General features: G+C 61.6%; 12 protein-coding genes. 3 read left to right on the forward strand and 9 right to left on the reverse strand.

The features are described 5' to 3' along the window. Nucleotides 1-5: 5 nt before the first annotated feature. The 7 genes from ACMTA2_RS01610 to ACMTA2_RS01640 all read right to left on the reverse strand — a co-directional run bounded on the left by ACMTA2_RS01610 (nucleotide 6) and on the right by ACMTA2_RS01640 (nucleotide 7,297). Nucleotides 6-1,619, reverse strand: coding sequence for an EAL domain-containing protein (locus ACMTA2_RS01610; protein ID WP_413795762.1), 1,614 nt, complete (start codon nucleotides 1,617-1,619; stop codon nucleotides 6-8). A gap of 75 nt (nucleotides 1,620-1,694) precedes the next feature. Next, on the reverse strand, nucleotides 1,695-2,474 hold the full coding sequence (locus tag ACMTA2_RS01615; RefSeq protein WP_413793441.1) for an N-acetylmuramoyl-L-alanine amidase: 780 nt from the start codon (nucleotides 2,472-2,474) through the stop codon (nucleotides 1,695-1,697). Between the two features lie 104 nt (nucleotides 2,475-2,578). Next, nucleotides 2,579-4,630 (reverse strand): GGDEF domain-containing protein, encoded by a 2,052-nt coding sequence (locus ACMTA2_RS01620; protein ID WP_413793442.1) that lies wholly within the window; start codon nucleotides 4,628-4,630, stop codon nucleotides 2,579-2,581. After that, a complete protein-coding gene (locus ACMTA2_RS01625; RefSeq protein ID WP_413793443.1) occupies nucleotides 4,627-5,505 on the reverse strand; it encodes an endonuclease/exonuclease/phosphatase family protein in 879 nt (292 codons plus the stop codon). Before ACMTA2_RS01625 ends, ACMTA2_RS01620 begins: the two co-directional genes overlap by 4 nt. A 14-nt stretch (nucleotides 5,506-5,519) precedes the next feature. Further along, nucleotides 5,520-6,161, reverse strand: a complete 642-nt coding sequence (locus ACMTA2_RS01630; RefSeq protein WP_413793444.1) for a thiol:disulfide interchange protein DsbA/DsbL — start codon at nucleotides 6,159-6,161, stop codon at nucleotides 5,520-5,522. A 187-nt stretch (nucleotides 6,162-6,348) separates the two neighbouring features. Then, nucleotides 6,349-6,960 (reverse strand): c-type cytochrome, encoded by a 612-nt coding sequence (locus tag ACMTA2_RS01635; protein WP_413793445.1) that lies wholly within the window; start codon nucleotides 6,958-6,960, stop codon nucleotides 6,349-6,351. Nucleotides 6,961-7,006: 46 nt separating this feature from the next. Next, on the reverse strand, nucleotides 7,007-7,297 hold the full coding sequence (locus ACMTA2_RS01640; protein ID WP_003196231.1) for a c-type cytochrome: 291 nt from the start codon (nucleotides 7,295-7,297) through the stop codon (nucleotides 7,007-7,009). Nucleotides 7,298-7,488: 191 nt separating this feature from the next. Between ACMTA2_RS01640 and yihA the strand changes: the two genes are divergently transcribed. After that, a complete protein-coding gene (gene yihA / locus ACMTA2_RS01645) occupies nucleotides 7,489-8,130 on the forward strand; it encodes a ribosome biogenesis GTP-binding protein YihA/YsxC (RefSeq protein WP_186706429.1) in 642 nt (213 codons plus the stop codon). 422 nt (nucleotides 8,131-8,552) lie between these two features. Here yihA and polA read toward each other — a convergent pair whose 3' ends face one another. Further along, nucleotides 8,553-11,321 carry a DNA polymerase I gene (polA, locus tag ACMTA2_RS01650; RefSeq protein WP_413793446.1) on the reverse strand — a complete coding sequence of 923 codons (2,769 nt, stop codon included), beginning with the start codon at nucleotides 11,319-11,321 and terminating at the stop codon, nucleotides 8,553-8,555. A gap of 74 nt (nucleotides 11,322-11,395) precedes the next feature. On the opposite strand from polA, the gene ACMTA2_RS01655 reads away from it, so the two are divergent. Continuing rightward, a complete protein-coding gene (locus ACMTA2_RS01655) occupies nucleotides 11,396-11,683 on the forward strand; it encodes a DUF2782 domain-containing protein (protein WP_413793447.1) in 288 nt (95 codons plus the stop codon). A gap of 59 nt (nucleotides 11,684-11,742) precedes the next feature. After that, nucleotides 11,743-12,693 (forward strand): homoserine kinase, encoded by a 951-nt coding sequence (locus ACMTA2_RS01660; RefSeq protein ID WP_413793448.1) that lies wholly within the window; start codon nucleotides 11,743-11,745, stop codon nucleotides 12,691-12,693. Between the two features lie 175 nt (nucleotides 12,694-12,868). On the opposite strand, the gene znuA is transcribed toward ACMTA2_RS01660, so the two are convergent. Beyond that, nucleotides 12,869-13,798: a zinc ABC transporter substrate-binding protein ZnuA gene (gene znuA / locus ACMTA2_RS01665; protein WP_413793449.1), complete on the reverse strand. Its 930-nt coding sequence runs from the start codon at nucleotides 13,796-13,798 to the stop codon at nucleotides 12,869-12,871. Nucleotides 13,799-13,834: the final 36 nt, after the last annotated feature.

A 13,834-nucleotide genomic window follows, 5' to 3' on the forward strand; every position in this document is an offset into this window, starting at 1 on the left:
CAGACTCAGGCTTCATCATCGAGGCGACGTCCACGCAGGCGTCGGCCACGGGTGATCAATTCGATGAGCTGCACCGCGCTGAGGGCATGGGCGAACAGCCAGCCCTGACCGAACTTCACCCCTTCGCTGCTCAAATAGGACGCCTGAGTCTCATGCTCGATGCCTTCGGCGATGACCTTGAGTTCCAGGGCGTGGGCCATGCGAATGATATGCGGCGCCACACCGCTGCTGGCGGCATCATGGCCCAAGGCGTCGATGAAGGCCTTGTCGATTTTCAGGCAGTCCACCGGCAGGGTTTGCAGGTACGCCAGGCTGCAATAGCCGGTGCCGAAATCGTCGATCAACACCTGATGCCCAACGTCGCGCAGCGCTTGCAGGTTATCCCGAGCGACCAACACATCGATCAGCCCGCGCTCGGTCACTTCGAAGGCGATCTGGTGCGCCGAGACCCGATGCAGCGCCAGCAGGCGAGCGATCACTTCGCCAATACGCGGCACCATCACATCGCAGGCCGCCAGGTTCACCGAGATATACAGCTGCGGATTGGCCCGCAGCAACTGGCCTAATTGATCGAACAGTCGCTGCAGCACGAAATCGGTGATCTGGCGGATCTGCCCGGTGTCTTCCGCCATCGGGATAAACAGGTCCGGACTGGTCAGGGTACCGTCCGGCCGTCGCCAGCGTAGCAAGGCTTCGGCACCCACGCAGTTGCGGCTGTCCAGGTCGAAAATCGGCTGGTACAGCACCTGCAATTCACCACGCCGGATGGCCCCGTGCAGTTCGGCGTCCATGGACTGGCGCTGGCGCGCCAGCAGAAATACCTGGAACCCGATGCCCAGGCCCAGCATCAGACTGATGGGCAGCAGCCACCAGGCATTGCCCGGGACCTGAAAACCATTGCGCCGTGCGATCAGCACCAGTTGATAGACCGGACTGTCGGTCGGCATCCGATAGATCAACCGGTTCTGCGTCACTTGCAAGGCATGCTTGCTTTTCGGAGGCCAGGGCTCGGCCGGCGGCCAGTATTGGTCTGTCCCGAGCACGGGAATGGCCCGCTCACCGTTATCCAGAACGACCAGCAGGCTGCTGCCCGGTGGCAAATCCACCATATCGGTCAAATGCCCTCGGGACGTGGCCACCCGAAAGTTGCCGCGTCCCAACATCAATGCTGCGCGGTCTTCGTCGGGTTCAGTAGTGGTGTTGAGCCAGTAACTGTAGGTGGGCCCGCGGATGTCGGGCGGGCGGGTCACTGCTTCCCCCTCTCGGCGCGGACGATTGGAGCAAACGCCACTGCCATCGATATACTCCGCCTCATAAACGAAACGGTAATTGAAACTGACCTCTCGCAAGGTCGCGATCATGTCATCGTTGCAGCCGCGCAACGGTTGGTTTTGGAGGTCGTCCAGGCTTTCACGCAACTGCCCGAAGAGTTGTTCCAGCCGCTGCAGGAAGCGCTCGCCCTGGGCATTCATCTGGTCGCTTTCACGCTGCTGTATCTGCTGCACGACCACAAACAGACTCCCCGCCAACAGCAGGACGGTACTCAGGGCAGCCGCCATCATCGCCAGGAACAGGGGGCGATGGAGCCAGCTCTGTAGGCTTTCGCGGGCAGCCGTCATCATCGGTAATCCGAAAGTTACCAATGAGTTATAGCTTCTGATTTGGATTTGGCCTGTTTCGTCAGACGGGCGTCATTATTTTGTCTGGTTGAGCACCTGCAGGATGGCCGCGCTTTGCGCGTCCGGCGTGCCGTCGAAGCGGGTCGGACGGTAGTGCATCTGGAAAGCGGCCAGTACATGGTGAGTGGCCACGTCCCATTCGCCGGTCTGGGGCGTCGGGTAGCCCAGGCGGGCCAGCTCGGCCTGGAACCAACTGGCCGGCGGCAACTGCGTTGCGAAGAGCACCTGCTGGCGTGCAACGGCCTGTTCGTCCGGCCACACCCCCAAGCCCGCTTGCGCCAGGCGCTTCCAGGGGAACAGTGGCCCCGGATCGAGCTTGCGCAGGGGCGCGATGTCGCTGTGCCCGATGATGTTGCGCGGGTTGATCCCGTTGCGCTGGACGATGTCCTTGAGCAAGACGATCAAGGCCTGGACCTGGGCTTCGCTGTAGGGATACCAAAGGCGCCCGGTGGGCGTGTCGACGAAACCCGGATTGACGATTTCGATGCCAATGGAACTGGAATTGAGCCAGGTCCGGCCTTCCCATTCGCTTTCACCGGCGTGCCAGGCGCGCCGGCTCTCGTCCACCAGCTTGTAGAGGGTCGCGTCTTTATCATCGCCAATCAGGTAATGGGCGCTGACTTCGCCATGGGTCAACAGGGCCAGTGAACGCTCCAGGGAAGCCGACGTGTAATGCACCACCACGAATTGGATGCGGTTGTCGTGATTGACGGAAGGGTGACTCGTGTCGAACCGCGGGCCGCTGGAGCAGCCAGCCAGGAGAAATAAAGCAACAATGAGGGAGAGAAATTTCATGGCGGAAGGCATTACGCGCTGGAAATAATGCAACAGTGTAACGTATCGCCCCGCGATGATCCGGTGCGCGGGGCGATATTAAACAAATTGGAACAATTAGTCCCTCAGCCCAGTTCCACGCGGTTGCGCCCGGCATTTTTTGCCCTATAGAGCGCCTGATCCGCTCTTTTGAGCACCGAATCGCTGTGTTCCCCCGCCTTGAAGGCGGTCAGTCCAATGGACACCGTCACCGTCACCGGCTCGCCCTTGAAATGAAACGGGCAGGCTTCGATGGCCAGGCGCAGTGCCTCGGCCAGCTTGGCGCCGGCTGCCAGAGGAGTATCGGGCACCAACAGGACAAACTCCTCGCCACCAAAACGCGCAATGAAATCGCCGCCACGCAGGCGTTTACGCAGGACCGAGGCGATCAGTTTCAACACCCGGTCACCCGCCAGATGGCCGTAGTTGTCATTGATGCGTTTGAAATGATCGAGATCGAGCATGGCCAGCAGCAAACTGTTGCCGTGCTGCTGCCACTGGACGACTTCATGCTCCAGACGCTCGGACCAGGCGGCGCGATTGGGCAGCCCGGTGAGTGGATCGACCAGCGCTTTTTGCCGCTGTTCCTCGAGATTCTCCCGCACGACCTGGGCGTCCTGCTCCATCAGTGCGACGCGATCGGCCAGGCTTTTCAGGCGCGCCGAGACCTCCTGTTCGCGCTGATCCCGTTGCTGGCGGTGCTGGTCCATCGTCCCGAGCAAGCCTTCGAGGTGATTCTCCAGCACCTGCTTGAGGCCTTCCAGGTCATCGGCTTGTTTCACGCTGCTTTGCAGGCCGTCCACCTGTTCGCGAATCTGGGTGTCCATTTGCCGGGAGGCCGACAGATTGTCGGCGTGGTCTTCGCTGGCGGCTTGAAGGCTGCTCTGGAATGACTCCAGCCGATCATTGAGGCGTTGCAGGTACGCTTCGAACTCATGCTGGCCGGTGTCGGTAATGGCCAGCATCAGCACCGCCAGATCATCGAGGATCGGCAGCAGTTCATACCAGTTCAAGCCATTTCGCAGCCGCTCCCCCATGGCTTCGGCTTGGGGGCGATGGCGCTCGGGCAAGGTCAGGTCACCCAACAGGCCCAACAAGGTGTCTTCGATGTGCTTGGCGACCGAGCTGTAGGACGGCTCCGGCGAGTCCGGTAGGGCGTATTGGGCGTCAGCTTCATCGACGGTTGCCAGGGGCTCGTCGAGTTCGGCGTCTGCTGGAGGCGGCGAGGAGTCGGGGAGGGCCTGCGGCTCCTCCTCGGGCATCAGTTCGTCGGGATTCTCCAGGGCGGGCGCCACTGCCGGGCGTTCGTCGGCCACTGCCGCTTGCAATGGCGTCGGTTCGGCGGCTACGTCCGGTTCGCTGAACGGCTCAACCACGTCGGCTGCTGGAGTCGGAGCAGGCGCCGAGGCGGATTCAATGGGCGGCGTAACCAGACGGGCCGGTTCAGGCACTGCCTGCGACGTGGGTACTTGCTCCGCTACCGACGGTGCTGGTGCTGGTGCTGCAGATGTTCTGTCAGTGACCGGCTCAACGGCTACTGGCAGGGACGTTTCTGGCTGGGGCGTCTCGCTGGCCTGGACAGGCCCGTGGGGCTGAGGTGTCGTGTCCTCAGGGCCTTGGCTACCAAACAGCCGGTGCAGCAGGCCAGGGCGACTCGGTTCGACAGGGGCGTCCAGGGCGTTCAAAGCCTTGCCTTGCAAGCCGCTCAATTCGCTGAGCAACAGTGGAATCTCCCGGGCCTGGCCGACCCGATCCTCCAACTGCTTGGAAAATTTCTTCAGTGGCCGGCTGACTTCCTTTGGCAGTGGCAGGCTCTGCAACTGGGTCACCAAGGCTGTCAACGCAGTGCTCATCTGCTCGACCCGGGTTTCGCGGCGCTGCTCGGAATCGAGCACGGCTTTCTCCAGGCGCGGCAACAGGGCGGCGAGCCCGGCGTCCATGTCATCGGTGCGCACCACCTCGCGCATCTCTTTCATGCACTGGTCGACAGCCCGGTCAGTGCCCTCGGCGGCCAGGGTGCTGCGCACAAGGCCACGACGCAGCAAGTCCAGTCGAGCATCCCAGCGGCGCTCGAGCTTTTCCTGCTGTTCGATACTCTTGAAGTATTTCTCTCTCCAGCGTTCGGCGTCGTCGCTCATTCATCGGATCCGCGAGGGGCAGTACTCAGCGCGGGAAATGCATCGGCCGTGAGCGAACCCGGCAAACGAATTTCTACCGCGACCGGCAGGTGGTCGGAAATGGGTTGGGCCAGCACCTCGACACGTTCGAGGGTCAGGGTCGGGCTCAACAGGATATGGTCCAGGCAGCGCTGGGGGCGCCAGCTGGGGAATGTCGCTTCCAGTTGTGGCGCGAGCAAGCCGAGGTCGCGCAAGGGCGAAGTCTGCAACAAGTCGGTGGCGTGGGTGTTCATGTCGCCCATCAGTATCTGGTGCTTGTACCCGCCGATCAGCTCGCGAATGTACGCCAGTTGCATCGTCCGGGTGCGCGCCCCGAGCGCCAGGTGCATCATGACCACGATCAGCGCTTCCGGCCCTTCGCCGAAACGCGCAAGGATCGCCCCGCGCCCCTTGGGGCCGGGCAGGGGATGATCTTCGATCGCCCATGGGCGCAAGCGACTCAACACGCCATTGCTGTGCTGGCCGAGACGTCCGAGGTTGCGATTGAGTTGCTGGTACCAGTAGGGAAAGGCACCCAATTGGGCCAGGTGTTCCACCTGATTGACGTAGCCTGAGCGCAAGCTTCCGCCGTCGGCCTCTTGCAGGGCCACCAGGTCGAAGTCCTTGAGCAGGTCGCCGATTTTCTGCAGGTTGCCGGCACGCCCGGTGTGCGGCAGCAAATGTTGCCAGCCGCGGGTCAGGTAGTGCCGGTAGCGCTCGGTGCTGATGCCCACCTGGATATTGAAGCTGAGCAGCCGCAAGCGGCTGTCGCCAGGCAGGCCCGTGGACGAGACATGATGCTCGTTGACCCGTGGTTCATGCAGGCCAACGATGCGTTCGGTACTCCAGCGGGCCATAGGCGTGGCCGCGCTTAGTTGGCGACAGCCTTGGTGGCCGCTCGCTCTTTGGCGATCAACTTGTCGGCCAGTTGCAGCGCTTCATTTGCGCCCCCGGCGGAGCCGATGTCAAAGCGGTATTTGCCGTTGACGACCATGGTCGGTACGCCGGTGATCTCGTATTTCTTCGCCAGCTCGCGGGCCTTCTTGATCTGGCCCTGGATGGCAAAGGAGTCGAACGTGGCGAGGAACTTGTCCTTGTCGACGCCCTGGGTGGCGAGGAAATCGGCCATCTCTTCTTTCTTGACCAGTTTCTTGCCTTCTTTCTGGATCGCGTTGAATACCGCGGCGTGAACCTGGTGCTCGACGCCCATGGCTTCGAGGGTCAGGAACATCTGGCCGTGGGCATCCCATGGGCCGCCGAACATGGCGGGGATGCGGACGAAGTTGACGTCCGAAGGCAGCTTCTCGACCCATGGGTTGATGACCGGTTCAAAAGCGTAGCAATGCGGGCAGCCGTACCAGAACAGCTCCACGACTTCGATCTTGCCAGGCGCTGCCACCGCAACGGGGTTGGTCAATTCGACATAGGGTGCGACGGGCTTTTCAGCCGCTTGGGCAGTCATGCCGAACAGGCTGGCGGCGACGAGCGCGGCGCTGATGATCAGATTACGCATGCTTTACTCCTGGACAATGAGGGGGCCTCGCGAGGCCTGTTTCTAAGACAGGCCGTGGCGGGTTCAAGTTCTCTAGTGTAACGGCAGCGGCCACAAAAAAGGGCGGCCAAAGCCACCCTTTTGATGCTCGCATCGACAGATTAATCGAGCGTTAACGTTGCAAGAGGTGTATCCCCTCGCAACGACCTTAGTGCAGGCCCTGGATGTAGCTGGAGACGGCCGCGATATCTTCGTCGCTCAGCTTGCGAGCAATGGTGCGCATGGTCATCGCGTCGCCATCATTGGCACGGCCACCTTCTTCCTTGCGGAAATCGGTCAGTTGCTTGCTGATGTACTGGGCATGCTGACCGCCCAGGTGCGGGAAGCCGGCTGCAGCGTTGCCTTTGCCGTCAGGCGAGTGGCAGCCGGTGCAGGCTGGAAGCCCTTTGTCCAGGTTGCCACCGCGAAAGAGCGCTTCACCACGGGCCACAAGCTTCGGATCGGCGGCGCCGACGCTGCCCTTCTGGCTGGCGAAATACGCCGCGATGTCCGCCAGGTCCTGATCGCTCAGGTTGGTCAGCAGGCCGGTCATTTCCAGCACCGTGCGCTTGCCGGACTTGATGTCGTGCAGTTGCTTGTTCAGGTAACGCTCGCCCTGGCCCGCCAGTTTCGGAAAGTTGGGCGCCATGCTATTGCCATCCGGGCCGTGGCAGGCCCCGCATACGGCCGCTTTCGCCTGACCGGCAGCGGCATCGCCAGCGGCGTGGGCTACGCCGGATATCCCCAAGGTCAACAGCAGACTCACGATCAGTTTGTTCATCAGCTAATCCAACTACGGCTAAGGGTTAAAGAGTTATGGGCCGGGTTCACTCGCTCATCCACTGGATGATGGCTCGGTAATCCTCGGCACTGCAGTCCATGCACAAACCACGCGGCGGCATCGCCTTGAAACCCTGGGTCACGTGTTGCACCAGCGTCTCCATACCTTTCGCCAACCTCGGCGTCCAAGCTTCCTGATCGCCCTTGCGGGGCGCCATGGGGAGTTGGCCGGAATGACAGGCACCACACACACGGTTGTACACAGCTTCCGGATCCTGTGTAGCCTGAGCGCTGTAAAGCGGCATCAAGACACCGGCAGCTAGCAGCCATTTCGTCATAAAACGACCTTTTCAGGGTTGGGAACGAGCTGCGTTCTAATGCGCAATTTCGGTCGATCGCTCCCGTGAGCTTCATCCTACGCTGGGACAAAGCGCACACAAAATCTGCGGCATTATATACTGGCGTCACTGAAACGGAAACGACACAGCTTGCCGCGTCCATTCCCGACGCCGCCCACATCGGAAATCCCATGCAACTGAAGAACCCCATCCTCGGCCTGTGCCAACAGTCCACCTTCATGCTCAGCGCCGCCAAAGTCGATCAATGCCCGGACGACGAAGGCTTCGAAGTGGCTTTTGCCGGACGTTCCAACGCCGGTAAATCCAGCGCGCTGAACACCTTGACCCATGCGAGCCTGGCACGTACCTCGAAAACCCCGGGGCGCACGCAGCTCTTGAACTTCTTCAAGCTAGACGATGAACGGCGTTTGGTCGACCTGCCCGGCTACGGCTACGCCAAGGTACCGATCCCGCTCAAGCAACACTGGCAGCGCCACTTGGAAGCGTACCTGGGCAGTCGCGAAAGCTTGAAAGGCCTGATCCTGATGATGGACATCCGCCACCCCATGACCGACTTCGACCTGTTGATGCTCGATTGGGCGGTCGCCAGCGGCATGCCGATGCACATCCTGCTGACCAAGGCCGACAAGCTCACCTACGGCGCGGCAAAAAACACCCTGCTCAAAGTGCAGTCGGACATTCGCAAAGGCTGGGGCGACGCGATCACTATCCAATTGTTCTCGGCGCCCAAGCGCATGGGCCTGGAAGAAGCCTACACGGTGCTGGCCGACTGGATGGAATTGGCGGACAAGGGCAGCGAAGAGGCCGAATAAGCCAAATCGCAGGCAAAAAAAACCCCGGACTTCTTATGGGGAGGGGGAAGTTCGGGGTCCAAGTTCCGGACCGCTAGGGCGGGGTCCAGATATCTGCCAACACTTAACACAACATAGGAGCATTGAAGGGCTTCACCAGCCATTCAAAATCTCTGAGTGGCAATTCACGGGTTTAGTTCAGATTATTTTTGGAAATAACCTTAGGAATTTTCCGAACTAGCAAGCCGTGGACTCGATGTGGCGAGGGGATTTATCCCCGGCGGGTTGCGCAGCAACCTCCAAAAGGCTGAACGCAATCAGCCTGACACCCCACGGCAACAGGTCTTGGGCTGCTGCGCAGCCCAGCGGGGATAAAACCCCTCGCCACAGGGCTCAACCTGTCCCCGCTCCAGACAGGTCCCTCCAACTCCAGTTGTTACAACTCAGTGCGCCTCATCCCAGTTATTCCCCACGCCCACTTCCACCAGCAGCGGTACATCCAGCGTGGCGGCGGCGCTCATGTGCTGGCGAATTTCCTCGCGCACCTGATCGACCAGGTCTTCACGCACCTCCAGCACCAGTTCGTCGTGGACCTGCAGAATAACCTTCGCATCCAGCCCGGACGCCGTCAGCCAACCATCCACGGCGACCATGGCTTTCTTGATGATATCGGCCGCCGTGCCCTGCATCGGCGCGTTGATGGCGGTGCGCTCGGCGCCTTTGCGCAAGGCCGGGTTTTTCGCGTTGATGTCCGGCAGGTACAGGCGACGACCGAAAATGGTTTCGACAAAACCTTGCTCGGCCGCTTGGGCGCGGGTGCGTTCCATGTACGCCAGCACTCCCGGGTAGCGGGCGAAGTACCGATCGATGTAAGCCTGGGATTGCTTGCGATCGACACCGATCTGCTTGGCCAGGCCGAACGCGCTCATGCCGTAGATCAAGCCGAAGTTGATCGCCTTGGCGCTACGGCGCTGGTCCTGGGTGACGGCTTCCAGCTCAACGCCGAAAACCTCGGCCGCCGTGGCCCGGTGCACATCCAGGTTATGGCGAAACGCATAAAGCAGGCCTTCGTCCTTGGCCAGGTGCGCCATGATCCGCAGTTCGATCTGCGAGTAGTCCGCCGCCAGCAGCTTGTAGCCTTTCGGTGCGATGAAGGCCTGGCGGATGCGTCGACCTTCAGCCGTGCGAATCGGAATGTTCTGCAGGTTCGGGTCGATGGACGACAGGCGTCCAGTCGCCGCGACGGCCTGCTGGTAATTGGTATGGACGCGGCCGGTGCGGCTGTTGATCTGTTCCGGCAGGCGATCGGTGTAGGTGCTCTTGAGCTTGCTCAGGGATCGGTACTGCATCAGCACCTTGGGCAGCGGGTAATCCTGCTCGGCCAGTTCGGCGAGCACCGCTTCGGCGGTGGATGCCTGGCCCTTGGCGGTTTTGCTGAGCACCGGCAAGCCAAGTTTTTCGTACAGGATCACGCCCAATTGCTTCGGCGAGCCCAGGTTGAATTCCTCGCCGGCGATGGCAAACGCCTCACGCTCCAGCGCCACCAGTTTCTCGCCCAACTCGACACTTTGTACGCCCAGCAGGTTGGCATCGACCAACGCGCCCTGGCGCTCGATGCGCGCCAGGACCGGCATCAGCGGCATTTCGATGTCGTTGAGCACCGTGCCCAGGCTTGGCGTGGCGGCCAGCTTTTCCTGCAGGGCCAGGTGCAGGCGGAAGGTCACGTCGGCGTCTTCGGCGGCGTAAGGGCCGGCCAGTTCCAGGGATATCTGGTCGAAGGTCAGTTGCTTGACCCCTTTGCCCGCGATGTCCTGGAAATCGGTCTTGCTCTGGCCCAGGTACTTGAGCGCCAGGCTGTCCATGTCGTGGCGGGTCGCGGTGGAGTCCAGCACGTAGGATTCAAGCATGGTGTCGAAAGCGATGCCCTGGACCAGGATGCCGTTGTTCTGATCGCCACCGATGGCGCAGTTGGCCAGGATGTTGGTTTCGAACTTGGCGTGCTGGCCGACCTTGGGCTTGTTCGGGTTTTCCAGCAGTGGCTTGAGCGCCTTGAGCACCGTGTCGCGGTCCAGTTGCTCCGGCACGCCCATGTAGGAATGGGTCAGCGGGATGTAGGCCGCCTCGAAAGGGGCCACGGCGAACGACAAGCCGACGAGTTGCGAATGCTGGGCATCGCCACCGTTGGTTTCGGTGACGAAGGCAAACAGCGGCGCTTTGTCCAGTTTGGCCAGCCACGCGTCGAAGCGCGCCTGATCGAGGATGACCTCGTACTTGGCCTCGGCCGCGCCGGGCTGTTCTTCGGCAACTTCGACGATCTCCTGGCCGGCACGCTTGGCGTCCCGCTGGTTTTCTTCGAACCAGCTCTTGAATTCCAACAGCGTGTACAGCTCGGCGAGTTTCTCGTGATCCGGTTGGCCCATTTGCAGGTCGTCGAGGCCGACATCCAACGGTACGTCGGTCTTGATGGTGGCCAACTCGTAGGAAAGCAACGCCATTTCCTTGTGCTCTTCGAGCTTGGCGGCCAGGGTCTTGGCGCCACGGATCGGCAAGGTGGCGACGATGTCCAGTTGCGCGTACAGCTCGGTCAGGCCGCCATTGACGCCCACCAGCAGGCCGGAAGCAGTCTTCGGTCCGATACCCGGAACGCCCGGGATGTTGTCGGAAGAGTCGCCCATCAACGCCAGGTAATCGATGATCTGCTCGGGAGCGACGCCAAACTTCTCCTTCACGCCAGCCACGTCCAGGGCGCTACCGGTCATGGTATTGACCAAGGTAATGTGCCCGTCGACCAGTTGCGCCATGTCTTTGTCGCCGGTGGAGATCACCACCGGACGGTCGGCCGCCGCGCTGCTGCGGGCCAGGGTGCCGATCACGTCATCGGCTTCGACGTTGTCCACGCACAGCAGCGGGAAGCCCAGGGCCTTGACGCTGGCATGTAGCGGCTCGATCTGCACGCGCATGTCGTCGGGCATGCTCGGGCGGTTGGCCTTGTATTCGGCGTACAGCTCATCGCGAAAAGTCCCACCCTTGGCGTCGAAAACCACGGCAAACGGACTGTCTGGATACTGCTTGCGCAAGCTCTTGAGCATGTTCAGCACGCCCTTGACCGCACCGGTCGGCAGGCCTTTGGACGTGGTCAGCGGTGGCAGCGCATGAAAGGCGCGGTACAGATAAGAAGAACCGTCCACCAGGACGAGGGGGGCTTGGCTCATGAGCAGGATCAACCTTTTCGGCGGGTCCGGGGCTAGAATAGCGGGACCGTTGACGACAAAGGGACAAGGTTATCATGCGTACACTAAATCGCCTGTTACTAGCTGGCTTGTTTGCACTCACCCCGTTGGCCGTCATGGCGGCGGACGACGCGCCCTCGGCGGACCCGGACGTCACCATCCGCACCGAAGGTGACAGGACCATTCAGGAGTATCGGCAAAACGGCTTCTTGTACGCGATCAAGGTCACGCCCAAGCACGGCAAGCCTTATTTCCTGGTGCGTGCCGACGGCACTGATGCAAACTTCATCCGCTCGGACCAGCCGGATATGCTGATCCCTTCGTGGAAAATCTTTGAGTGGTAGTACCGCTCTGCACTTCAACCGGCGCCCGCTGAAGGGCGCCCGTACTGGCAGTTTTAACCATGTCTGTGTTCACGCCCCTGGCTCGGCCCGAGCTGGAAACCTTTCTCGCCCCTTATGGGCTCGGCCGCCTGCTTGATTTCCAGGGGATCGCAGCCGGCAGCGAAAACACCAATTTCTTTATCAGCCTGGAGCAGGGCGAATTCGTCCTGACCCTGGTCGAACGCGGCCCGGTGCAGGAAATGCCGTTCTTCATCGAGCTGCTGGACGTGCTACACGACGCCGACCTGCCGGTACCTTACGCCTTGCGCACCACCGACGGCGTTGCGTTGCGGGAACTGGCCGGCAAGCCGGCGCTATTGCAACCGCGCCTGGCGGGCAAGCACATCAAGCAGGCCAATGCCCAGCACTGTGCCCAGGTGGGCGAGTTGCTGGCCCATCTGCATCTGGCGACCCGCGACAACATGATCAAGCGCAAGACCGACCGTGGCCTGGACTGGATGCAGGAGGAGGGCGCCAAACTGCTCTCGCACCTCGACGCCGAGCCGCGTCGGCTGCTCGAGGCGGCGCTGGATGAAATCTCGTTGCAGAAAGTCGGCATCCTGGCGCTGCCGCGCGCCAACATCCATGCCGATTTGTTCCGCGACAATGCAATGTTCGAAGGCACGCACCTGACCGGCTTGATCGACTTCTACAACGCCTGCTCCGGACCGATGCTGTATGACGTCGCCATTGCCTTGAATGATTGGTGCTCGAACGACGACGGCGTGCTCGATGGCCCCCGGGCGCGAGCGTTGCTGGGTGCCTATGCGGCGCTGCGGCCGTTCACTGCCGCCGAGGCCGAGCTATGGCCGACCCTGCTGCGCGTGGCGTGTGTGCGGTTCTGGCTGTCGCGGCTGATCGCCGCCGAGTCGTTCGCCGGGCAGGATGTGTTGATTCACGATCCGATGGAGTTCCAGCAGCGCTTGGCGCAGCGGCAGACGGTTCACGCGTTGCTGCCTTTCGCCCTGTAACAGCCGGCAAGCGCGAAGTGAAATGCTCTTGTGGCGAGGGGATTTATCCCCGTTGGGCTGCGAAGCAGCCCCATGCTTTGGATCTGACGGGCCGCGGCGGAAGATATTTCTTGGGCGCCGCTGCGCGCCCCAGCGGGGATAAATCCCCTCGCCACAGGTTTGTGCAGCGACGGGGTTATAGCGACTCCAGGCACCCCGCCAGGTCATTCCCCAACTTCTCCAACAACTGCTCATACCCCTGCGCCGTCGCCGGGGTATAGCCGCCCAATGCATCCAGTTCCGCCAGTTTGACCGGCAACCCGGCCACCAGGGTTTCGGCCAGGCGCGGGCGCAGGGGCGGTTCGCTGAAGACGCAGGTCTTGCCCACCGTCTGCAAGCGCGTGCGCATCGCCGCCACATGCTGGGCGCCAGGCTGGACTTCAGCGGCCACGGCAAACACACCGGCGTGCTTGAGGCCGTAGTTGTCTTCGAAATAGTCGAACGCTTCGTGGAACACGAAATACGGCTTGCCCGCGACCCCGGCCAGACGCGTCTTGAGGCGCGCATCCAAGGCATCGAGACGCTGGTTGAAGCCCGTGAGGTTGCTTTGATAGCGGGCCGCGTTCGCCGGATCCGCAGCACTCAGGTCAGCCGCCATTTTGGCGGCAATCACCCGGGCATTGTGCGGCGATAGCCACAGGTGGGCATCCACAGTGCCGGGGCGATGGTCGTGATCGTGCTCATCGCCGTCATGGTCCTCATCCTCATGGGATGCGCTGTCCTGGGCGAAGTGACGCAATTTGAGCCCTGGCAAATCCTGCACGGCGACAGAAGGTTGCGTACGACCGTTGAGCACCCGTGGCAGAAAGCCTTCCATATCGGGGCCGATCCAATACAACAGGTCCACCGACTGCACCTTGCGAACATCCGATGGCCGCAACGCATAGTGGTGTGGAGAAGCCCCTGGGGGCAGCAACACTTCCGGAACGGCTACGCCGTCCTGCACGGCCGCGGCAATCAATTGCAGCGGCTTGATGCTGGTGAGCACCTTGACGTCGGCCTGGGCCGAGCCAATCAGTAGAAAACTTGCGACAAAAGCGACAAAGAGCGAAAAAAATCGGGACACGATGACCACTCGTAGAGGCGAGAACGGGTAACATAA

It is taken from the genome of Pseudomonas medicaginis (assembly GCF_965119365.1).
Lineage (GTDB): Bacteria > Pseudomonadota > Gammaproteobacteria > Pseudomonadales > Pseudomonadaceae > Aquipseudomonas.